The 23,585-nt window shown below is 36.0% G+C and carries 21 protein-coding genes; 7 read left to right on the forward strand and 14 right to left on the reverse strand.

The window, feature by feature from the left end:
* The first annotated feature begins 131 nt into the window (after nucleotides 1–131).
* From B5D12_RS06785 to B5D12_RS06800, 4 genes are read left to right on the forward strand one after another with little or no spacing between them, the layout of a single operon-like run.
* Nucleotides 132–905: a threonine/serine exporter family protein gene (locus tag B5D12_RS06785; protein ID WP_078756108.1), complete on the forward strand. Its 774-nt coding sequence runs from the start codon at nucleotides 132–134 to the stop codon at nucleotides 903–905.
* Nucleotides 906–1,358, forward strand: a complete 453-nt coding sequence (locus tag B5D12_RS06790) for a threonine/serine exporter family protein (protein ID WP_078756109.1) — start codon at nucleotides 906–908, stop codon at nucleotides 1,356–1,358. It abuts the gene before it with no gap.
* Nucleotides 1,351–1,593, forward strand: coding sequence for a DUF1858 domain-containing protein (locus B5D12_RS06795; protein WP_078756110.1), 243 nt, complete (start codon nucleotides 1,351–1,353; stop codon nucleotides 1,591–1,593). Before B5D12_RS06790 ends, B5D12_RS06795 begins: the two co-directional genes overlap by 8 nt.
* Entirely contained in the window at nucleotides 1,586–3,040 is a 1,455-nt protein-coding gene (locus B5D12_RS06800) for a DUF438 domain-containing protein (protein WP_078756111.1), read from the forward strand. Before B5D12_RS06795 ends, B5D12_RS06800 begins: the two co-directional genes overlap by 8 nt.
* A gap of 65 nt (nucleotides 3,041–3,105) precedes the next feature.
* Here the strand turns inward: B5D12_RS06800 and B5D12_RS06805 are convergent, their stop codons facing one another.
* The 7 genes from B5D12_RS06805 to B5D12_RS06835 form a co-directional block, all read right to left on the reverse strand.
* Entirely contained in the window at nucleotides 3,106–3,849 is a 744-nt protein-coding gene (locus B5D12_RS06805; protein ID WP_078756112.1) for a class A sortase, read from the reverse strand.
* Between the two features lie 1,017 nt (nucleotides 3,850–4,866).
* Nucleotides 4,867–5,415, reverse strand: coding sequence for an NADPH-dependent FMN reductase (locus tag B5D12_RS06810; protein ID WP_078756113.1), 549 nt, complete (start codon nucleotides 5,413–5,415; stop codon nucleotides 4,867–4,869).
* Between the two features lie 19 nt (nucleotides 5,416–5,434).
* The gene (locus B5D12_RS06815) at nucleotides 5,435–5,869 is read right to left on the reverse strand and encodes a MarR family winged helix-turn-helix transcriptional regulator (RefSeq protein ID WP_078756114.1); all 435 of its coding nucleotides are present in this window, start codon (nucleotides 5,867–5,869) and stop codon (nucleotides 5,435–5,437) included.
* Nucleotides 5,870–6,422: 553 nt separating this feature from the next.
* Complete coding sequence (locus tag B5D12_RS06820) at nucleotides 6,423–7,712, reverse strand: ABC transporter permease (RefSeq protein WP_078756115.1); 1,290 nt, start codon at nucleotides 7,710–7,712, stop codon at nucleotides 6,423–6,425.
* Nucleotides 7,705–8,610, reverse strand: a complete 906-nt coding sequence (locus tag B5D12_RS06825; protein WP_078756116.1) for an ABC transporter ATP-binding protein — start codon at nucleotides 8,608–8,610, stop codon at nucleotides 7,705–7,707. Before B5D12_RS06825 ends, B5D12_RS06820 begins: the two co-directional genes overlap by 8 nt.
* Nucleotides 8,611–8,917: 307 nt before the next feature.
* On the reverse strand, nucleotides 8,918–10,300 hold the full coding sequence (locus B5D12_RS06830; RefSeq protein ID WP_078756117.1) for a L,D-transpeptidase family protein: 1,383 nt from the start codon (nucleotides 10,298–10,300) through the stop codon (nucleotides 8,918–8,920).
* Between the two features lie 110 nt (nucleotides 10,301–10,410).
* A complete protein-coding gene (locus tag B5D12_RS06835) occupies nucleotides 10,411–10,872 on the reverse strand; it encodes a hypothetical protein (protein WP_078756118.1) in 462 nt (153 codons plus the stop codon).
* Nucleotides 10,873–11,032: 160 nt separating this feature from the next.
* Here B5D12_RS06835 and B5D12_RS06840 point away from each other — a divergent pair, with 160 nt between their 5' ends.
* Nucleotides 11,033–11,815, forward strand: coding sequence for a MerR family transcriptional regulator (locus B5D12_RS06840; RefSeq protein WP_078756119.1), 783 nt, complete (start codon nucleotides 11,033–11,035; stop codon nucleotides 11,813–11,815).
* 351 nt (nucleotides 11,816–12,166) lie between these two features.
* On the opposite strand, the gene B5D12_RS06845 is transcribed toward B5D12_RS06840, so the two are convergent.
* From B5D12_RS06845 to nagA, 3 genes are all read right to left on the reverse strand, one after another.
* Entirely contained in the window at nucleotides 12,167–13,528 is a 1,362-nt protein-coding gene (locus B5D12_RS06845) for an FGGY-family carbohydrate kinase (RefSeq protein ID WP_078756120.1), read from the reverse strand.
* A gap of 978 nt (nucleotides 13,529–14,506) precedes the next feature.
* Complete coding sequence (gene thrS / locus B5D12_RS06850) at nucleotides 14,507–16,447, reverse strand: threonine--tRNA ligase (protein ID WP_078756143.1); 1,941 nt, start codon at nucleotides 16,445–16,447, stop codon at nucleotides 14,507–14,509.
* 367 nt (nucleotides 16,448–16,814) lie between these two features.
* Complete coding sequence (gene nagA, locus B5D12_RS06855) at nucleotides 16,815–17,963, reverse strand: N-acetylglucosamine-6-phosphate deacetylase (protein WP_078756121.1); 1,149 nt, start codon at nucleotides 17,961–17,963, stop codon at nucleotides 16,815–16,817.
* A 405-nt stretch (nucleotides 17,964–18,368) separates the two neighbouring features.
* Between nagA and B5D12_RS10195 the strand changes: the two genes are divergently transcribed.
* Together B5D12_RS10195 and B5D12_RS06860 are read left to right on the forward strand one after the other, a co-directional pair.
* Nucleotides 18,369–18,506 carry a hypothetical protein gene (locus tag B5D12_RS10195; RefSeq protein WP_159443884.1) on the forward strand — a complete coding sequence of 46 codons (138 nt, stop codon included), beginning with the start codon at nucleotides 18,369–18,371 and terminating at the stop codon, nucleotides 18,504–18,506.
* The gene (locus B5D12_RS06860; RefSeq protein ID WP_078756122.1) at nucleotides 18,496–19,548 is read left to right on the forward strand and encodes a S41 family peptidase; all 1,053 of its coding nucleotides are present in this window, start codon (nucleotides 18,496–18,498) and stop codon (nucleotides 19,546–19,548) included. Before B5D12_RS10195 ends, B5D12_RS06860 begins: the two co-directional genes overlap by 11 nt.
* Before the next feature lie 358 nt (nucleotides 19,549–19,906).
* Here B5D12_RS06860 and B5D12_RS06865 read toward each other — a convergent pair whose 3' ends face one another.
* From B5D12_RS06865 to B5D12_RS06880, 4 genes are all read right to left on the reverse strand, one after another.
* On the reverse strand, nucleotides 19,907–20,905 hold the full coding sequence (locus B5D12_RS06865) for a nucleoid-associated protein (protein WP_078756123.1): 999 nt from the start codon (nucleotides 20,903–20,905) through the stop codon (nucleotides 19,907–19,909).
* An 11-nt stretch (nucleotides 20,906–20,916) separates the two neighbouring features.
* Nucleotides 20,917–21,240: a glycine cleavage system H family protein gene (locus B5D12_RS06870; protein ID WP_078756124.1), complete on the reverse strand. Its 324-nt coding sequence runs from the start codon at nucleotides 21,238–21,240 to the stop codon at nucleotides 20,917–20,919.
* Nucleotides 21,241–21,306: 66 nt separating this feature from the next.
* Nucleotides 21,307–22,500 (reverse strand): FtsW/RodA/SpoVE family cell cycle protein, encoded by a 1,194-nt coding sequence (locus B5D12_RS06875; protein ID WP_078756125.1) that lies wholly within the window; start codon nucleotides 22,498–22,500, stop codon nucleotides 21,307–21,309.
* 5 nt (nucleotides 22,501–22,505) lie between these two features.
* Nucleotides 22,506–23,468: a YihY/virulence factor BrkB family protein gene (locus tag B5D12_RS06880; protein ID WP_078756126.1), complete on the reverse strand. Its 963-nt coding sequence runs from the start codon at nucleotides 23,466–23,468 to the stop codon at nucleotides 22,506–22,508.
* Nucleotides 23,469–23,585: the final 117 nt, after the last annotated feature.

Consider the following 23,585-nt stretch of genomic DNA (forward strand, 5'->3'; position numbering starts at 1 on the left):
TGCGCCATCTCCCTTTAAAATATCTCCTATTTAATAAAGATGACTCGTGTGAGATTAAAATATTCTCACATTTTACAGTGAAATGTGTTAACATGAAACTGTACTTATTTTTGTCACATTGGAGGTTCATGATGCAAACAAAATATAAAAAATATGCTGATGTGGCGGCCCTAGCTGGTCGCATCATGTTAGAAAGCCATGCGGAAAGTTATCGTGTGGAGGATACAGTCCGTCGCATTTTGCAGTTAAGTGGTGCCAACATTACAGAAGTAGTGTCCACCACCACTGGTCTTTATATGACTTTAGATGACAGTGACCCTCAAATTACACCCATTACCCAAGTCCGTCGTATTACTGAACGTGGCAATCATTTAAGAAAAATTTACCATGTTAATAATATTTCTAGAGATCTTGCTAGCGGTGCGATTACCATTGAACAAGCCAAAGAACGTTTGGTATTTATTGATGACTCTGAGTACACTGCTTATAGTAAAGATTTGGCTATTATTTTGATGGTCATTGCTTTTGTTATTTTATTAGGTGGTAATTGGATGGAGGCCCTGATTTCCGTTATTGCCGGCTTAATTGTCGCTTTTTCACGGATCGGTCGCGATTGGTCAGGAATGAATCAATTTATGTATGGTATTTTTTCAACCTCCATAACCGCTTTTATTATTCCGATAGTGGTGTCTTATAGTAAAATGCCGGTTTCAAGTGACATCGTAATTATTTCAGGTTTAATGCCATTATATCCTGGAACAGCTTTTATGAACGGTATTCGTGATGCCTTAAAAGGCGACTATAACTCCGGTTTAGCTCGGATTGCTGATGCGCTTGTAATTGCGGTTAGTTTAGCTATTGGCGTTGCGATTGGTTTATTCTTATCGAAAGGAGTGATGGGTTAAATGCAATTTTTATTTCAAATTATGGCAGCCTATGTGATTACCATTACGGCATCAATTTTAGTTGAAGCACCCAAAGCTCTCTTATTTAAAACCGGCTTTTGCGGTACCATCGGATATGCCGTTTATTTACTATTACTTGAATCTTTATCTGCACCGCTTGCAACTTTACTGGCTTGTATGGCGATGTCGGCTATTGGACAAATCTTTGCGCGTTGGTTTAAAGCACCGGTGACGATTTTTTATATTCCTAGCTTTTTCACTTTAGTCCCAGGGGCTGCTATTTATCAAACCGCTTTCCACTTTATCCAAGGGGATAATGAAGTGATGGCGCATTATTTTATACAAGCCTTATTAATTGCCGGTGCGATCGCTTTAGGCGTTTATCTTGTCGATTCACTGTTGGAAATCTATTTTAATATCAAGAGAAAAGTAGGTCGAAATGCTCATGAATAATATCATTGATTTAGATCAAACCGTAAAGGATGTTTGTACCACCTATCCTGAACTTAAAGACATCTTAATAGAACTCGGTTTTAAACCGTTAGCCAATCCACTCGTGTTCAATGCATTAGCTAGTAAAACGACTTTAAGAAACGGTGCTCGCATTGCCCGAATTCCGTTACAGTTAATCATCCAAACACTCCAATGGAATGGCTATGAAATAAAAGGAGCTGATAACAATGACTAAACGTATTGAAATATTAAAAGACATTCTACTAAAACTACATCATGGTGCTTCTCCCGAATCGGTTCAAGCATTATTTAATGAGCATTTTACCGGTGTCAGTGCTATTGAAATTTCCTTAATGGAACATGAACTCATGAATGGTGACCATGGCATTGGCTTTGAAGATGTGATGAAACTTTGTAATGTTCATGCCAATCTATTTAAAGATGCGATTCATGAAGTAGCGATTAGCGATACTGAGCAGCCCGGACACCCGGTGCATACCTTCAAATTAGAAAATGTTGCCTTACGAGCTGCCCTGATTCGTGTTAAACGTTTATTAACGGCTATTAAAGAAAGTGATACGGCCGTTGAAGATGGCCTGCTACAAGGTCTTGACCGTCAATTCCAATTATTAGGTCAATTTAAACGTCACTACGACCGCAAAGAAGCTGTTATCTTCCCCATTATGGAGCGATATGGTCATGAAGCACCCCCAAAAGTGATGTGGGGAGTGGACGATGAAATACGTGAATTATTTGATCGCGCCTATCAGTCCTTTCAACATTATCCAACGGTTCCAATTGAGACAACTATCGAACAATTTGAAATTTTTGAAACTGAATTTTTAGAAATGATTTTTAAAGAAGAGTCTATTTTATTGATGATTTTACTGGAAACGTTTAGTCAAGATGACTGGTTACAAGTTGAGGCTGAAAGTGATGCCTATGGTTATGCTATTATCAAGCCCGAAGCAAAATGGCAACCAGAACGAGTAGACTTTCAATATCAAGACACGGCAAAGGATGAAAATACCACAGATAACGACAGTCAAAAAGATGCGCCAATAGAAGCGTCAAAACTAGAGTATAACCAAGATCCTCATAAGCAAAGTGAAGCTGCTAACTCTGAACAAAATGAAGGAGCCGCTCCGTCGCAAAATGAAGCAACGACACGTACGATTGAAACAGAAGATGGTACCTTTACGATCACCTTTGAACCTAAACAACAATCAAAGGACACTATCTCTCGCGACCAATTGCTTCCATTTGGCAATGGGCATCTTAGTGTCGAACAAGCTAATTTAATTTTAAATCATTTACCGATTGAACTTACTTTTGTTAATAAAGAAGATATTTTTCAATATTACAATGACCATGTCCCTTTTGAAGAGATGTTATTTAAACGTAATCCTGGACAAATCGGACGCCATGTTGAGCTCTGCCACCCACCCAAATTAATTGAACGAGTAAAACAAGTCTTTGAAGTGTTACGCAGTGGCCAACAAGATGAGGTTAAAATGTGGTTTAAACGTGATGACCAATTTATCCACATTACCTATATGGCTGTTCGCAATTCACAAGGAACATTTGAAGGGGTATTAGAATTAGTCCAAGATATCCAACCCTATTTTGATTTAGAAACGGACATGTGGCGTGGTATTGAACCCCCCCAACCCAAAGCATAAGTAACTAAATAATAGGCGCGTTCGCAATTATTTGCAAACACGCCTATTTTATTATAATAAGATAATTATTCTGGTACTGTTAAATCTAATTCAAAGGCCGTTAACATATCATCGTTTGCTTCATTGATGGGGACGGATCTAACCATTGTCGCTTGTACAATGACCCGCTCCACTAAATCATAATCACATGTAATTAAAGTGATAATCGGTGTTTCCGTTGGATTTAATACTTCCAAAGCAGTTGGATCTACCCGTTGAATACTATCGATTTCATATTCATAAATATTTTCTAAGTCGGTTAAATAAACCGTGGCACCATATTCAACATTCATTAAGGGTTGGAACAGTAAGCCTTCATGAATCGAATGATGACTTGCTAGTGGATAGTTTGAAACGCCCATTTCTTGGTCTTCAAATAATGTCCCTGCTCCTAAATACATCCCCGCTTCTGAGGTTCCTTTATAGATAGGTAAATTCATTTTAACCGATGGAATCGCAATCGCTCCAATTGTTGGTAAGTCATCCGGATTGACATTTTGCAGAATGACATCATAAGCATTTAACGCTTGAATATTATCCCAATCAAATGATACATCCGCTAATTTATTTTTTTGAATTTGTTCGGCGGTAATGTTGCCAATCGCGTTTTGTGTTTGTCCTCGTTTAATCATATAATTCTTAATCGGATCCATTGCTAATAACGCAATCGCAAATAAGATCAGCACGACACCAAAGAATGTACGAAAACCGCCACTCCGTCTTTTACGCCCTTTTTTGTTTTGATATTCTCGCCTAGTTGGTTTAGCCATGATAAGCCTCCTCTTTTCTCTCTGTCTCTATTTTACACATTATTTTATATATTGACATCTTTTGGGGGTGGGCAAGAAGTAGAAAATTGAATAATTTTCGCTTCATCTGTCCACCCCCGCACAGTTGAGAGTGGACCAGAAGTAGAAAATTGAATAATTTTCGCTTCATCTGTCCACCCCTGCAAAATTGGGAGTGGACCAAAAGTAGAAAATTAAATGATTTTCGCTTCGTCTGTCCACCCCCCGCACAGTTGGGAGTGGACCAAAAGTAGAAAATCAAATGATTTTCGCTTCGTCTGTCCACCCCCGCACAGTTGGGAGTGGACCAAAAGTAGAAAATTAAATGATTTTCGCTTCGTCTGTCCACCCCCGCACAGTTGAGTAGGTCTCAAGCAAGTCATTAAGACGCAGATTGAGACCACTCAACCACTGCGCTTTTAATTTAATAACAATAACTTGATTGAGTTATCTTTAACCTCATTAAGACGCAGATTGAGACCACTCAACCACTGCGCTTTTATTTTAATAACAATAACTTGATTGAGTTTACCAAATTTATCTTTAACCTCATTAAGACGCGGATTGAGACCACTCAACCACTGCGGTTTTAACTAACAACCAATAAATCGATGGAATTTATCTACTTTATGCCCAGCCTCTTTAACAGAAGCTCTCCATTGATAGTTATTATTTTATCAGATTAAATTGAAAAATCAGCTATCAATGAATGAAAGTTTTATGAAGAAAGTGATAAGTTATCGATAACAAAGACCTGATGGTAAGCAATCTACTTACTATCAGGTCTATATTTGGGAGTATAATCTATATTAAAAGAGGCTTAGCTGCATTTCGCTTTATTCCTGTCCGCATCATGGTGTCGGTATTCAATCGTGTTATCATACATTATTTAACGACACACCATTATAGCACTTAATATTTTAAAACGTTCGGTATATCCATTCTTAAACAGCTATTAACTCGGTTAATATTTAATTGAGGGAGTGATTTTTATAATGATTAAGCGTTAATGGCTTCAATAACCGCTGCTACTTGAGCATCAAATTGTGCTTGTGCTTCATCAGTTAATACTAATTGTCCGTCAACCCATGCAGAGTCATTGATTTTAACTTCTGTAAACTCATCAATCACTTGTGTACGAACGAATGGTAATAAGAATTTGTAGTTTTCAAACATATTCTCAAAGCCACCTGCACCGGCTGCAGAAACAGTCGTGAATTTGTTGTGGATAGCAGATTCACCTGCTGGATTAGTTGGGTCTAATGAACGTGATAACCAGTCGATTAAGTTCTTGATAGTTCCAGGAATAGAGAAGTTATAGACTGGTGAGAAGAACCAAATAGCATCGGCTGCTGATGCTTCATCTCTAATAGCTTGAACTTCTGGTAAAACTGGATTTTCAATATCTTGATTCATTAAAGGTAATTTAGTGAAGTCTAAATAAGATACTTCTGCTTTACCTGCTAATGCTTTTTCAGCCATAGTTGCTAATTGTTTATTAAATGAACCTTCACGTAATGAACCTACTACAAATAATACTTTTTTCATAATAAAAAATCTCCTTTTTCTAATTAAATTGTTTAAATTTCTTCAAGAGTCTAATTAACTCTTGTCTTTCAGCTTCAGTATAAATACTAAATACTTCATCAATAATTTGACGATGTTTGGGCAAGACTTCTTCAAATTTTTGGCGCCCTAATTCCGTGATTGAAAATTCAAAACTACGTTTATCATTCGGACAAACTTTGCGCGTAATATAACCATCACGTTCCATATTTTTAAGAACAACGGTCATATTTCCAGAAGTTGCTAAGGTCTTTTCTTTAATTCGATTAATCGTCATATCCCCTAGGACATATAAAACATCTAGTATTCCAAACTGCGTCTGAGTCAGGCCTGCTTCACGAATCGCATCGCCTGTATTCAATTCAACTGTTCGTGCTGCTTGTCTAAAGACAATATTTGCATGAATCGGAGAATTCTTTTTGACTGAAACATCCATTACACATAGCCTCCTTGATGCTATTAATTATTACTAACTAGCAACAATAACAATATTATACCTATTTGAATGTTGTGTCAATAGTTTTTTTATATTTATTTTTTATTCGAAATATTAGATAAATTTTTTACGGTTTGTAAATTGTTTTGTTAGTTTATTATCATTTAATCATTCATAAAAAAGAGAAAGAGAGAATTTTAAGTGGTTGAAATTTTCCACATGTAAAATTTCTGATGATGCCTTTCACCTCCGGGAAAGGTAGGATATAGATTGCAGCTATATAATACGTTAGCTGATTGTCATTAATAAGTACCTTCTGTTCACTACATGGAACATACAGACTTAAATTCTTGAGGTTTTCTATTTCTCTGAAGTTCAACAGTAGTTAGCAGTAGCTAATTGACTAATACTTCGGTTAATAGCTCGTACCAGTCACATTAGCTTTATTGGGGAGCTACTTCGTGGAGGTCCTGTAGTGCTAGCCAAATAATGAAAAAATATCCCTACTGCCGTTAATATGAACAGTCAGTAAGGATAATGAATTCTTTATATATTAATCGTGTTTGCGTTCTGATTTTAACAATTGATAAGAACGTTTCAAGGTCGCGAATAAACCTTTATCACTCGTTACCAAGACATTACTCTTATAGAACATAGCTGAAACCCATAAGCAAATGACCATAAAGACAATTGTTATGACAATCGATAAGAGAATCTCAGTACTGGTAACCGTTTCAGCTGCTACTCTAAATGGCATGACAAACGGTGTAAAGAACGGTACTAATGATCCAATTTTAACGATGGCATTATTTGTTGAAGCTAAGGCATACATACCGATATAAAAGCCAACCACTCCTAATAAGATTAAGGGTGCTGAAACTTTGTTGACATCTTCAACTTTTGATACTAAGGAACCTAAGAAACCTGCTAACGATGTATAGGTTAAGATACCAATTAATGCAAAAAGTCCACCAAGCAATAAGTCATTCATCGCTTTAGAAAGCATTTCAGAAAGTGAGAATGGTAAGCTTAAAAAGGATAAGTCAAAATTCATTTGGTTAAAGATAAATCTTCCCACAAAGAATAACACGACATAGATTGCTAATTGAGTTAAGATAACTAAGCCAATCCCGATCATCTTACCGAAGAAATGTTGAGTTGCTGAAATACTAGATAAGACGATTTCCATGATACGTGAGCCTTTTTCAGTTGCTATTTCTTGAGAAATAATTCCGATATAAATCATGATGAACATATAAACTACAAAACATACAGCATAAGCTAAACCGGTTCTGACGCTTTTTAAATCTTGATTCGCAGTATCAGCTTGTACTTCACCTGACTCAGAGAAATTTAAATTAATTGTTTCAAAGCTGACTTGTTGAGCTTCAATTTCAGCGATTTTTGCTGGATCAATCCCTAAATTTTCAATGCTGGTCTGCGTTTGATAGGCTTGTAATACTAATTGAATTTGATTCACGTCAATGTCTTTGCCTACTTTTTCGCGGTAATATTTACCGCTAATAGGTGCTTCCACAGAATCAAAGGTAATAAAACCATTAATAGCGCCCTCATCCAAAGCTGTTTCAGCTTCCTTTTGTGCTTCATAATAAGTATATTCATTACCTAAGTCCGATTGATTTAAGACGGTTTGAATCTCTTGAGTGGCACCGACAATCCCAATATTACCAACACTTTCGGCCTCTTTACTTGAACCGATGAAAAATCCAATTAATCCAATAACGCCAATCATTAAGATCGGGCCTAATACCATCGTCACAAATGCCCAAGAAAATACGTTTTTACGATACACTTCGCGAATCACAATGCCCATTTTATTCATGACTTTCACCTGCTTTCAATTTGAAAATCTCTTCTAATGTTGGTGCTTGTTGATAAAATACTGGTACATAATTGCCTTTTGTGACTTGATCAAAAATAGCTTTCCCATAAGTTTCGTCCGCTAATTCCAATAAATATTGATGAGCATAATGATGTTTAACAACTTTCACACCTTCAAGAGTGGCTAACTGTTGCTCTGCCCAATCAGGAGTTTCAATTAACAATTTAGTGCGTCCAAATGACTGACGTACTTCTTCAATCCCTCCATAAAGGACTTGTTTACCATTATGAATCATGACCAATTTGTCGCAAATCTCTTCAACATTATTCATATTATGACTAGAGAAAATAACACAGCTACCTTTATCTTTTAAGGCAACAATCCCTTTTTTTAAGAAGTCAGCATTAACAGGGTCTAACCCACTAAATGGTTCGTCTAAAATAACCAATTTAGGTTCGTGAATTAACGTTGCAATTAATTGCACTTTTTGTTGATTCCCTTTGGATAATGATTTAATTTTATCGGTTCGCTTACCTTTAACATTGAATCGCACCATCCATTCATCAATTTTGTCGATGATATCTGCTTTTTTCATTCCTCTTAATTCAGCAAAATAGACGATCTGTTGTTCAATGGTCATCTTTTCATATAATCCACGTTCTTCTGGTAAATAACCAACTGTGTTATATACTTTATCGGTTAGTGTGACGCCATTCCACAACACTTCTCCATTGCCTTCAGGGGTTAAAAAATCTAAAATCATCCGAAAGATGGTCGTTTTACCCGAACCATTTTGACCGATGATTCCCATGATGGTGCCGGGTTCAATCGTAAATGAAACATCATCGACAGCGACTAAATCGCCAAAAGTCTTTCTTAGATGCTTAACTTCTAACATAAATTTCCTCCATAATCTCTTTGATATCATCAAGATATCACTAATTAAAAGCTTTTTCAATCTTTTTCCATTTAAAAATTGTAAAATATTGTAAAGTTTTATTAAATATAGCGATAGTTATTCACACGGTAATTTGATTGACAAAACCGTATAAAACAAAATAAATTTTCATTAGCAGTTTTATTATACAACATTTACCTTTTACGATGATTTTTAGAGCACGATAGATGCTTCGATTTTGAAATAAGGTCAACAAAAAAGACTAAGCTTCACCCTAAAAGGTTTCACTTAGTCGTATTGATTCATTTTAATGGAACACTAGTACCGGTGTACCATACGTAATATTTGCATAGATAATCGCGACTTGATCCAAGGGAGTATTAATACAACCCAGAGAACCATTATTCACGTAGGTATCGCCTCCAAATGACCATTGCCAACTAGCGTCATGAATCCCTTGCGCTTGATAGTCAAAACGAATCCAATAATCTACTGGCACTTTATAATCAACTTTTAAAGTCGGATTATAACCAACTAAGTGAGTGTCATATAACATTTCAATCACCGCATTAGCGCCAGGGATAGTCTCGGTACCATATTTACCAGATACAATATTCGTCGCAACCAGAACCTCGCCATCTACATAAAAATACATCATTTGGTTCGTTAAGTCGATTTCAACATAGGTATTACCAATGTCATCTTTTTCACCTAAACGATTCCCTACTCCATAAAAGGCCATTTTACGAGTGACGTCTTGCCCATTATGAATATCAGCAATGATTTGTTGTACTTCTGTATCCACATCGATTGACCACCCTAAAATACCCGCTGGCACTGTTACTGTTCCTTGCAAGGTACTTTCAAATTGACGGTCCTTACCTTCTGTTGAATACTTATCATTTAAGGCATTGACATAAGCATAAACCATTTCCTCATCAACATATAAATCATTATTGGCATCGAAATGAATCCATTGTTGTAACTCTTCACGAGGTATCGTAATATCGTCACCAGCCACCTGTAAGGTAATCTTCGTATCTAGAATCCGATTAATATAGTCCATAGTTTTAGTTACCGGTTCGCTATCTTCACCGATATTAGGGTCTGCATAAACCGATTCTAATTCAATCTTGCCAGTATCTTGCTCTAAAGAATCAACAATCGCTGCTGATAATTTATCATAATCTATCTCGGTCCCCTTTTGTCCAGGTTCAACGAAATAGCCTTTATCATCCGAATAATCAATCATTGCGTCGACAGCTTTTTCTCGATCATCATTCGTAATATTTAATTTATCCAATGCACCTTTGACTTGTTCCGAATCAACCGTTACATTATGTCCTAAAACATTTTTAACTTCAGTGCCGTCAAATAGATTTACTACCCATTGACTTGGATCTTGTGATTCATATGTTGCTTTTAAAATTTCATCAGGTGCAACTTCTACTCCTAAATCACCTAGCGTAATTTTACCTAATTCTTTACCTTTTTCAGTTAAGGTAATTGTTTCCTTATTAATGGCCTCATTGAGTTGTTTTTCAGCTTCCGATAAAGTTAAATTACCAATGTTGACCGATCCATAACTTGTGTTAGGGGTGAATTTCTCGGCATAATAGCCTACTCCACCTAGATAACCTAGACCTAAAGTAATTAGTGAAACAACCCCTGAAATGACTACTTTTTTCAAATTTTCTCACCCATCCAATTTATCTCTCATTTACCATAACATAAAAAAACTTAAAAAGGGAGTATAAAATTATGAAATTTTTATGAATTTCCATGAGGATTAGTTAATGATTACTCATACTCAATTTTAAACAATTCATGAAAAGCTGGATTATCAAGTAAACTTGCATCCTTAATTAAAATGACATGATATAATTGCTCATCCATAACTTTCATATAAACTCCCGCTATATCAAATGATTCAAATAAATACCAATTTTCGCTTAATAGTGCATTATCAAAATCCAACAAACGAAAATCCAATGATAATTGTTCAAGTTCAGCTACCGTAATATTAGGTAAACTGATAAAATTGACACTACCATCAATTGCTTGACCAATCTGCTGTCCGCTCTCGAATTCAAGATAATCAAAGGGAGTCCCTTCTATCGCTTGCACATTGGTTTGATATTTTTTCTCGAATCGTGTTTTCGTATCAAATGCAGAGTCGAAATTGATGAACGGTAAATACGATTCTTGACTACAAGCGACCAACAATAAAACGGCTGTGAGCAGAATCCAAAATTTCTTCATTGCTAACTCCTTTAAAATACGATTAATAATGATATTATTATATCGGTTTGATTATTAAAACTCAAATAAAAGTCGACATTTTAATAAATTATTTAGACATTTAGGCAACAATAACAGTATACTATAGTTATAATCAACAACTGAAAGAAAGGAGTATCCGATGAAACAGTATTTATTAACGATTAGTCAATTAGGTAAAATATCACAAACCCATGTTAAAGCTTTGCGTTATTATCAATCCATCGGTATCCTAAAACCGGTATATGTCAATCCGGATAATAACTATCACTATTATAGTTTAGCTCAAGTCACCTTAGTTCAAATTATTAAATTATGCACTGAAAATGATGTACCACTTAAAGATTTAAAACGATACCTCGATGAAAAAGGTGAAACGATCGCCTTAAAAGACTTAATTAATTATGCTAAAGCCTTGGTAGAAACCAAAATTGCCAAAGCACAAAAACAATTAGACTATATCAATTACATCCAGGAGGAAATTGAACACTCACAAGAAATCCATCAACAACACGCCTTACACTATGTATTAGATGAGGCTCATTATTGGATCGAGCCATTTGATGGTCATATATTAAGTGAGGATTATTTTACCAAATTAATGGCAATTGAAGATCAACTCAATGAATTAGGACTCTTACCTGTCAAACGTATTGGCTTATTGCTCCGCTATGAGTACGGACAAAAAACGCCTTTCATTTGCTTAAAATTGGAAAAACTGCCCTTCCAACAGCACTCGCAAATTATCACCATCCCAGAACAACGTAATCATATTGAACACGTCTGTTACGAAGATTTAACCCAACGTATTAGCGAAATAGAAGAGCAATTCCAACCACAATGTATTTTTGTAACAGAAACCTTTGAAGATGACTACGACCTCTTCTCGCCTCACTTAGAAATTCAATTTGACGAGGCAGAATGATGGGAATCACCGTCAATCAATAATGAGCTACCGTCAATAATTTTTTGTAAATTTTGCTGAATTGGGTCTTTACGTACTATCAAGTGAGATGGAGTTATTCTTGGCACAAGTGAAGCAAAAATGGCACGGTGGTGCTATTTGATGGCAATACCTAGAGTAATTGTGATTATAACTAGGCATTTTTAAAAATTAAAAATAATTATCAATTAGGATACTCATTCTAATATATTAAAATGAACGGCCAATTAGGACGGTTATTTCTAATAGTTGAATTGAAATTTTTCGTCTGCATATTACGCCTTTACTTTAATAATTAAGCGCCCGGTTCAGTTTAGAATCAGGCGCTTAATTTTATGGCAATTCAGCTAAATAATGTTGGAAATTTAGATTGAATACTTGATGACGATTTAAATCGGGTGCTATCTCTTCATAAGCAATCGGAATCGTTAAATCATCCACCAACATAATCGTTCCTAAGCGTTCCGCTGCATTGTCTTTTGGTACTAAAATTGGTAATCCCACAATATCTGCTAATAATTGAACTAATACTCTAGAATAAGTCAAACCACCAGTCAAAGCGATACCTTTAAAAGGATGTAAAGCTTTTAAATTTTCGACATTATGACGCACGTTATAGAACACCCCACAAACCATTGCCATTAATAAGTCTTCACGGTGATGATGGCGCTCTAAACCAATGAATTTTGCGACTGCCTGTTCGTCCCACAAGGGCGCTCTTTCCCCATTTAAAAACGGTAAAAAGACTAAATTACTAGGTGTTTTAGTCTTAATAATGGCCTCCAACTCTTTAAAATTCGTTTGATACACCGAACAAATCCAATCTAAAACATTGCCTGCATTATTGCTAGGATAGCCGATTAAATAGTGTTGCTGATCAATGATATAACTAAAGTTCATGGAATCAAGATCCACTCTCATCTCATTCGCTATGACACGAACGGCATGACTCGTCCCAAAAGATAGAACCGCATAGTCGTTAAAACTACGATAGACAAAACTTGATGACACGCCATCAGACGTTCCAATCACCACCTCTGCTTGACCTAAGTCAAATTCAGCTAATAAAGGTGCCGCAGCATTACATTCCTTGACTAACGGTAACTGAGCTAAGTTTAACTGCAATTTATCTAGCGCTAATTCACTCCATTGGCCACGTTGACTATCATATAGCCCCGAACTACTGGCGTTTGAAACATCTATCCACCATTCACCCGTCAAAAATTCAAAAATTAAATCTTTAATCGAATAGATTTTAGCTACCGAATGCCAAACAGGCTGACGTAAATGATAATACAATTTGTAAAAAGGATTCATACTATGAATCGGCGTACCGGTTGATAAGTACAAGTCCTCTTTGAACGCATCATCGATTAAAGATAATTCTTGATGGCCCCGCTTATCCGCCCATGTCACAATCCCTGTCAAATCATGATACTCATCATCCCTCAATAAAATGGAATGCATCGCTGTTGTTAACACAATGCGATAGTTAGACTCTGGCTTCAATTCACGTAAGCCCCTTAAAATTGCTACCTGCATCTCAGACCAACTTAATTCATAATGCAAACCATCCGAACGAATCTCTTGATAACGATAGGCCCATTCCTCCTCAAATTGCAACTGATGATCAAAACGAGCCAGCTTCAAGTTCGTCGTCCCCACATCAATACTAATTGTATAGCGATAACTCATAATACCCTCCTCATAATATAAAATAATAACTGCTAATAATTAATTCAATTATCTTATAGATTGAAAGGGTTGTCAAAGATTGATTTTAAGATACTTTGCAATATGAAAATTTAACTAAACTCCATTTTTTAATAGATGAAGGTCAATATTTCGATAAAAGGAGCCGCACTTCAGAAAAAAGATATAAAAAAATAAATCTTAATCATTTACTTCAATTTGTGAATTTCCTCTTCCTCTTCTAAACACCCTCACGTTTTTCTCCGATTTTCACCAACCTCATTTTCAATCACAAACTATGTCTTAAAATGAGACACATTATTAAGATTTATTAAATTTTTGTGCCTATGTTCGCATAATTTTATGAAAATGAAAATATCTGTCAAAATAGGCCCATTTCGTGTCTCAAAATGAGACATTATGAAAATGAAAATTCATGTTTCAAACACAATTTAGCTGCCAGATTGTGAAGAAACTCCAAAAGTAATGCTTTCATCCACTTTAACCGAAGTGCTTGAAAACACCTTCCGTTCTATTGAAAATACTATGATTGTGAAATTGAGGGTTTAATTCTATTTTCTTACTCCCTAATTAACCTAATCAGATCCGCCTCCATTAAATAACCCACCCCAATTTTACACTTCCCGTAGGGGAGTGACTCTGAAAAACTTTCCTTAGAAAGTTTTACTGCTTAGATTCCCCATTTTACTTTTTTAGTTGTGAATGCAAAAAAGACTATGAGTCATTATTAGTAACGTTAAGCAAAAATTTCGCATGAGCACTCTTGAGCTTTAGCTCTTAGAGTGCCTCAGAAATTTTAATCCGGATGTCCAAAGGACAGAAGGATGTTGCCGTTACTTTTTAATAATGAATCATAGTCAAAATTGCATTTATCATCGCTCTTTCATGACAGTAAACCAATTTATATTACTCTTTAATTATGGATCTAAGTCCAACTTGCATTTATCTCTTTATCTAATCTTATTCTGCTTTACGACTTTTGTTTTCGACTTCCTTTGTCAAACGAGCCACAAAGTCTTCAAACGATAGCGTTTCAGATTTTTGAGAGCCATAAGGACGCACATTAACCGTACCATCCGCAACCTCTTGATCACCAATGACAATTTGATAAGGCACCTTAGACGTTTGCGCTTCACGAATCTTATAACCTAATTTTTCATTACGTAAGTCCATTTCCACACGGAAACCTTGATTACGTAATGCTTCATAAATCTCTTCAACACGATCACCATGCGCATCTAAGTTAACCGGTAATAACACCGCTTGAACCGGCGCTAACCAAGTAGGGAAGGCCCCTTTATACTCTTCAATTAAGTAAGCGACAAAACGTTCCATCGTTGACACTACCCCACGGTGAATCACCACTGGACGATGAGTATTTTGACCATCCTCACCTACATAAGTTAAATCAAAACGCTCTGGTAATAAGAAGTCTAACTGGATGGTTGACATCGTTTCTTCAATACCGATAGCCGTCTTGAATTGAATATCTAATTTAGGACCATAGAAAGCAGCTTCACCAACCGCCTCAAAATAATCATAGCCTAAGTCATCCATCGCTTCTTTCAACATGCTTTGCGCTTTTTCCCACATCTCATCATCATCAAAATATTTCTCTTTATTTTCAGGATCACGATAAGATAAACGGAAACGATAATCTGTAATATTGAAGTCTTGATAAACTTCCTCAACTAAATTAATGACACGTGTAAATTCTTCTTTAATTTGATCAGGACGCACAAAAATATGCGCATCATTCAAGGTCATCTCACGCACACGTTGTAAACCAGATAAAGCCCCAGATTTTTCATAACGGTGCATCATACCTAATTCCGCAATACGAATCGGCAATTCACGATATGAATGAATATCATCTTTATAAATCATCATATGGTGCGGACAGTTCATCGGACGAAGCACTAACATTTCACCGTCACCCATATCCATCGGTGGGAACATATCTTCTTGGTAATGATCCCAGTGACCGGAAGTCTTATATAAATCAACTTTAGCCATAATGGGTGTATACACATGATCATAACCTAAAGCAACTTCTTTATCCATAATATAACGCTCAATAATACGACGGATAGTTGCACCTTTAGGTAACCAGAATGGTAAACCAGAACCAGCTTCTTGACTAATCATAAATAAGCCTAACTCTTTACCTAATTTACGGTGGTCACGTTCACGCGCTTCGGCACGTAATCTCATAAACTCATCTAAATCAGCTTGGTTAAAGAATGCAGTCCCGTATACACGTTGCATCATCTTATTGTTTGAGTTACCACGCCAATAAGCACCCGCTAATGATAATAATTTAAAGACTTTAATTTTACCAGTTGAAGGCACATGCACCCCACGACATAAGTCGGTGAAATCTTCTTGGGTATAAACGGTAATCACTTCATCAGCCGGTAAATCATTAATTAACTCCACTTTATATGGATCATTTTTAAAGATTTCAAGCGCTTCTTCACGCGATACTTCACGACGAACAATTGGATAGTTTTGTGAAATGATTTTTTTCATTTCTTTTTCAATTGCTGGTAAATCTTCTTCCGTAATTTGTTCTTCCTTATCTGTATCATAGTAGAAACCTGATTCAATCGCTGGCCCTACACCAAAATGAATCCCTGGGAATAAGCGAGTCATTGCATGCGCCATTAAATGGGCCGTTGAGTGACGTAAAATTTCTAATGCTTCTTCACTCTTATTCGTAATAATCTCAATGGAACCATCTTCCATAATTGGTCGTTCAAAATCAATTAATTCACCATTTAATTTGCCTGCTAAAGAAGCTTTTGCTAAAGATTTACTAATTGACTCTGCGACTTCACGAGTTGTTACACCTTGTTCATATTCTCTTGTATTCCCATCTGGAAAAGTTAAGGTAATCATCGCCATTTTATATTTCCCCCAAAATATTATTTCAACAAATAAAAAGCGCCCCATTGCATATTTTTACAATACACAATGGGACGACTTCAAGACGTGGTTCCACCCAATTTTCATCAGCAAGCTGATGCTTAAAGAGCTTAACGCGCTCAGACGTCTACCGTTACTTTAGTTCGCAGTAGCATCTTACAAAGGGGTAAATCATTAGTGGATCTAAGGCGTTGCACCAACCCGCCTCTCGCTAAAACACACACTAATCATCCATGTCTTTGTTACTTGTCGATTTATGTTTCCTATTATGCCACTAAAAGACTTTGAATTCAAGCTTTCATCCTTTTAAAATTAATTTTTAATAAAAAGACAACTATTCTTAAGCCTGATAACGTTTTTCACCATCTAAATAAGTTGCTTCTAATACTAATTCGGGCGACACTACAATGAAGTCCGCATCCAATCCAGGTGCGATGCGTCCACAAACATCATCGATTCCTACTGATTTTGCCGGTGATAAGGATGCCATTCTTAAAGCATCAGCGACATCTACTAAGCCCCAATCATAGACATTTTTAACACCTTGTTTTAACTCTAAGATAGAGCCAGCTAAATTGCCCCCTTCTTTAAGACGGGCTGCCCCCTCTTTAACAATGACGTCAAACTCACCTAATTTTGATTCACCGTCACCCATACCGCCGGCGCGCATACAGTCAGTAATTAAGACTGTTTCTTCAGGTCCTTTCGCTTTTACGACTACTTTAGCAGCACCCGGATGGACATGATGACCATCACAAATTAATTCAGCAAAGGTGCCGTCAGAACTTAAAGCCGCACCTACCATGCCAGGATTACGGTGATGAAGTCCACTCATCCCATTATATGTATGGATAAAAATATTCGCGCCATTATCGACAGCGTCCATCGCTTCTTCATAAGTCGCATCACTATGGGCTAATGCCACATGAATATCTTTTGACTTCGCAAATTCAATAAACTCTTTTACCCCTTTACGTTCCGGCGCAATCGCAATTTTATTGACTAATTGATTGGATAATTGATGCCATTTATCTAAAACGGGAATCGACGGATCCGACATATATTTAGGATTTTGAGCACCTTTATATTTTTCAGTAAAGAACGGCCCCTCTAAGAAAATCCCTCTAATTTTGGCCCCTTCTACTTCTTGATAATGTTCGCCAATCGTTTGACAAACCGCATTTAACAACTCTACTGATGAGGTTAAAGTAGTCGGTAACCAAGAGGTAACGCCACACTCTAATAAACCATTCGACATGACTTTAATCCCTTCAAAATCATTATCCATTACATCATGTGATTTGTAGCCATGTATATGCGTATCCACTAAGCCTGCCGAAATGATAGAGTTCGAATAATCCACCACTTCAGCACCCGCTGGTACCTCTTTGACAACCTCACCAAACTTGCCCGCATTTATTTCTAAATACGCATTTTCTACTACTTCCTGCTCTAACACGATGCCCTTTGCTTTTACATAATAAGTCATCTTCCCATGCCTCCTTATTCTTCATGCTCTATTATACGCCTTATGATTGAATCTTAAAACCATAATCACAGAAGAAAATTAATTTATTTTTTTGGATAAAGACATCAGATTGATTCAGTGAAAAAGTCATGGTCTCTTCTGCTCATCTTCGTCGATAAATTTAATCTTCCTATTTTCAAAATAGATAATACTCGCTCCATGCCGATCGCAAACAAGCAACTAGCCGAATTAAAGTAACTTTTACATTTATTATTTCTATCAGTTGATTAAAATTTCGATTGTATACAGTCAACTTGCTTTACCCTTTTTATCGAACTGGCTTTTTACTAATACCATCGATATTATTAAAAAACACTTTACAATTTTGCCAAATATGTTAAATTTTTTAATAGGAAGTACTATAAATTGAAATTTATTACCCTAATTTTAATGCAAATAAAGATTGCGATGGCTAATACTTCTGGTGATAAAGAAGTAAATAGTACCACTTTTACGAGTGATCCTAAAATTGATAACTTCGGAGGTGTTATGAGTGAATCATAATGAATTTAAATGGATTATTTACCAAATAATATTTCAGAGTATGATGAAATATATTAATCTCATAATGGTTGTATTAATCTCTTTCAGATTATTATGTCCTATCATAATTGAGGCGGAAACTTCTTCGGAAATCACCCCAACGGAATTTTATAATCAAACACTTGCGATATTTAATGAGGAAGGCTTATACCATAATGAACAGCCATGGATTGACTATTATGATGAGTATCAACAATCGCCTTTAGAATTTAATAGTTTTGCTTCGATGATGCTGGAACTAACTAAAGCGTTAAGAATTGTCGGTGGTAAGCATTCCTTTATTGTTAAAAAAACCTCTCATATTGACAAAGATCAACCCGATTTATTTAAATATCCTTCTGTTGAAACGTTGGAAGATGGCATCCTTCACATCAGTTTGCCGGAAACATATAATTTCTTCACTGTGAGTAACAATGGCACTGATATTACTACGGAATTTAATAAATACACTGAAACGGTTCTGAATCCTATTGAAGAAAATCGTCAAAATATAAAAGGTATTGTTCTAGATTTAAGAAATAATACAGGTGGTTCACATGCCATCTTATTTGCAACGACTAACTTCCTTTTTCCTGACGGTAATCTCTTATCATTTTACAATAATAAAGATGAAAAAATCGGTGGCATAAAAATTGACAATACGACCCTATCTGTAGCCAATAACTATGAGAATACTTATGCCATAAAACGACTCAGTCAATTAAATGTTCCCGTTGCGGTCTTAATTAATGAATATACCTCCAGTGCGGCAGAATATCTGGCAATTGCGATTAAAGATGCTACAACGATTGACAGTAAACTATTCGGTAAAACATCAGCCGGATATACCTCCGTTTTAAGTGGGTATGCCCTTAGTAACGACACGGACCTTCTATTAGCGACAGGCTATTTAAAAAGTAATGAAGGTACCGATTATAAAGATACTCCTATCGTGCCTGATGTCGATTCAAAGACACCTTTGGATGATGCTTTACAATGGCTAAGTAAGACCTCTTTAGATTAATACTATTTTGTAGTGGCCTCAAAAAGTTAGACAAGAAAATCTAGTCTTATGGGGTCACTTCACTCTTATTTATTTAAGTGAGCTGTTTTAAAATACTACTTTTGGTAGGTCTGCTTACTTTTTTATGTAATCTAATTTAAAATGCCATTTTGGAAAACAGTGGAGCAAAAGCCTTAAAATAATTGCAGAATATTTATAATGCCACCTAAATCCAGACAAAGAAATGGACAAACGAAGCGAAAATTATTTGATTTTCTACTTCTTGCCCACTCCCAAAAAAATCCTGGATAGATTGATTCTACCCAGGACTTAAATTTATTATTTAATTGTATTGGATTCATTGAATCTACTCGGATGACTACCCATTGAATCGGCTCATCATCGACTCTACATTTTTAATGACAACCGAAATGGAACCATCCGGCTGATTAATGAACTCGACGATATCTGGATTATCATACAATTCAATAGGAATGAATAGTTCAATTCCATTAGCAAGTTTAAACTTTTGCTTACTATACTTCTTCTCATATTTTGGTACATTGGTCACGACAATTTTTTCCGGTACTTCTTTCTCAGCAATTTCTTCTTTAGCGGCAGCTAAAGCCCCAGTATTATGTTCAAAGACTTTTTCAATTACGGCTTCACTATCAATTTCATTGGATTCATCTAATTGCTCATAAATCACCTTTTGAGCTGTAGCCATTACTTCATAAGCCGGTTCGTCATAACGCTTAGCAACCGAGTTAACAGTGCGTCGAATTTGCTTAATATGAGTGGGAGTGGGTTCTGGTGGCATGATACCTAATACTTGCTCAGAGAAATAGAGTTGCTTCGTCCCTTCAATCTCATAACGTTTTTCCACTAATTGATACACCATGGTGGCGCGATTTAAGATAAAAGCTTCGGATGGTTTAGCCGTTGGACTTGGTAAAATGGCATGATTTTGAATTAATTGATTACTAATCCCTTCTTCTACTTCAAGAAAATGAGTAAATGAAGACTGATAATCTAAACGCAAGATACCAAAATAATGCTCTTCTAATTCATCACGACCTTCAAAAAACAAATAATCAGCAGCCGGAATATTTTCTGCTGGTGCGATAATGTTATAAATTTTATTGGCTAAATCTCGGGTCACTTCTTCAAAAGAACGCTCTCCGGTGACCATCGGATAAATAATGGAATCTCTCCCTAACCTTTCAAACTTATAATCTGACTTTTGAATTTTAACAACAAGACGGTTAATGTAGTCTTGTACATAACCGTCCTCTAAATTCATTAAATTATCGGATAGATAAAGGTTACCAGAATCTTTATCTAATATATGCAACATCGCTTTTTCAATAATTAACATGGCACACTCTTTTATAAGGCCTCAAATTCGCTAGCATCAACATCCGTTAAAACGGCAATCCAATTCTCATTTGCATCTTCGCTATTTAATAAAGCGGGATTATCGATAGCAGCCTCATTGATTTTAACAATTTTTCCTGATAAAGGGCTTGGAACTTCAATTGCTGCTTTCGAAGCTTCTAAGTTTAATAAAGTATCATCTGCTTCGATTTCTCCGATATTCGCAATATTAACATAAGAAACATCACCCGCTTCCTCTTGTAAACAAGGGGTCATTCCGATAATATACTGATCCGCTTCTTGTAAAACCCATAATTGATCTGTCATTTTTTTCATAATAAATTCCTCCATTTTCCTAAAAAGAAGCCCCGCTATAACTAGCAAAGGCATCTTATAGTTAAATTAAAACTCAAATTGATTGTCGTTAGCAAACATATAACTGCGATGATGGTATTTCATCGACATAATTAATCCGACACCAATTAAATTACTTAATAAGGCCGATCCCCCTTGAGAGATAAAGGGTAATGGCACCCCGGTAATCGGTAATAAACCAATCGTCATGCCGATGTTTTCTAAAATATGGAATAAAATCATCGAAATAACGCCACCCGCAATATAAGTATAAAATTCATTTTTCGTCTCAAAACAAGTTTGAACCATTTGATAAATTAAGACAAAATAAATGAATAATAAGAAAGTGGCTCCCATAAAACCAAAGTTTTCGGCAATCGTTGTAAAGATAAAGTCAGATTCACGAACCGGTACATTCACTTCTGAAACACCAATTCCTTTACCCACTAGACCTCCGGAACCAATCGCCAATAAGCTTCGTGATAATTGGAACGCATCGCCTTGAGTGTCGCCAAAGGGATCTAACCATGAATGAATACGGGATAATTGATAAGGCATAAAGCCGATTTTAAATAAGATATCTTCATGATACATCGCCATATAAATTAAGCCACCACCGGTTATCGTCACGAATAAAAAGACCGGTATAATAATTTTCCAGGCGATTCCTGATAATAATAACATCCCTGCGGTAATGGATAACATTACCAAGTTTGTTCCCAAGTCATTTTGTAATTGAATTAAAACTAAAGCCGGTAAAGCAAATAATAATACTTTCCCAATTAACACAAAGTCTGATTTAACTGTCCGATTGGTAAATTTATTATTATGTTCAGTAATCACCCGTGCTTGAAAAACAATATAAGCCGGTTTAAATACCTCTGAAGGTTGAAACGAGAAGCCCCCAATTCTAAACCATGAATGGGCCCCCGTTTCTGCTGCTGTCTCACGGTCATAAAAAATTAAGACCAAGACCAGTAACAGCAATCCAAAACCATATAAATAGGTTGAGAGTTTCCAATATTGTTCACTATCAAATTGCATTGCCAGAATAACAGTAATTGCGCCTACCGCATACCATAAAGCATGCATTAACGTCGCTCTTAAATTTTCGCCATCAATCATTACGGTTGTCGCATAAACACTGACAATCCCAATAATAGCTAAAATTAAGACGGTTAAAATCAATCCATAATCTACCCGACTGTCGTGATAAGCGACTAATCGTCTTGTTTTCGCCATAAATCTTATCCTTCTTCCTGAATCGTTTGTTTGGTAATTTTAAGTGGAGCCACTGTTTTTGCCGCTTGATAAGTTTTAAAATGTGGACTTCTTGCTTGAAATTTCTCTACTTCGGTTGTCTCTGCTACCATTTCTAAATAATCACGTTCACAATAATCATGATAGAGAACCGCTGCATAGGCTCCTAAAGAGATAACCATCATATTATAATACAACCAGATAATAACCACAATAAAAATTCCAATCGCACTGTTACTGTCGATATTTTTATTAAATGATAAATAAACGGTAAATAATTGTGAGATCAAGCCAAAACCAATCAATGCTATAATCGCACCCACACTCGCGTATTTTGGCGACCAATTAACATTCGGCATAAACTGATAAATCGAGAACATTAAAATAAACAAACTCAATAGCCCAATCAAGCCACTATTTTGTAAAATGGCACCTACAAAAGGAATCTCAATGCCAAAGGTACTGGTGAGATAATTTAATATGGTTTCACCAAATACAAAGACCAATGTTAGTGAAAATATTAAAACGACTAAAGCTAAAGTAAACACATAAGCAAACCCTCTTGATATAAGAGCATTTTTACGTGGCTCGGCTTTAAAAATCGTATTTAAAATACGTTGAACGGCATTAAAGACATTTGAGGCTGGCCAAAGTGAAATAATTAACCCCAGAGATAATGCTTTCACACTAGTACTCGCAATATAGCTTTCTAATATTGGCACAATTACGTCACTCACTTCAGCAGGCATCGCATCATTAATGACTGAAACAATTTGATCTGAAGAAAAAGGTAATACAGCAATCACATTGGCTATTGCTAATAATAATGGCACTACGGCCCAAATAATATAAAAGGATAACTCAGCAGCATAACTACCAAATTTCCGTTGGGGATTAACCGCTAATACCTTTAATAATCGTTGGATAGTCGTCGGTTGCTCATTCACCATAGACTTGCTCCTTTCGTCTTTTATACTCTACTACAATACCATAATTAGAGCGAATTTGCACTCTAAGACCATTACTTTTTAAATTTGAATGCTCTGGTAAACATGATATAATACTAT

The sequence above is a fragment of the Globicatella sulfidifaciens DSM 15739 genome, assembly GCF_900167405.1.
Classification (GTDB): Bacteria; Bacillota; Bacilli; order Lactobacillales; family Aerococcaceae; genus Globicatella; species Globicatella sulfidifaciens.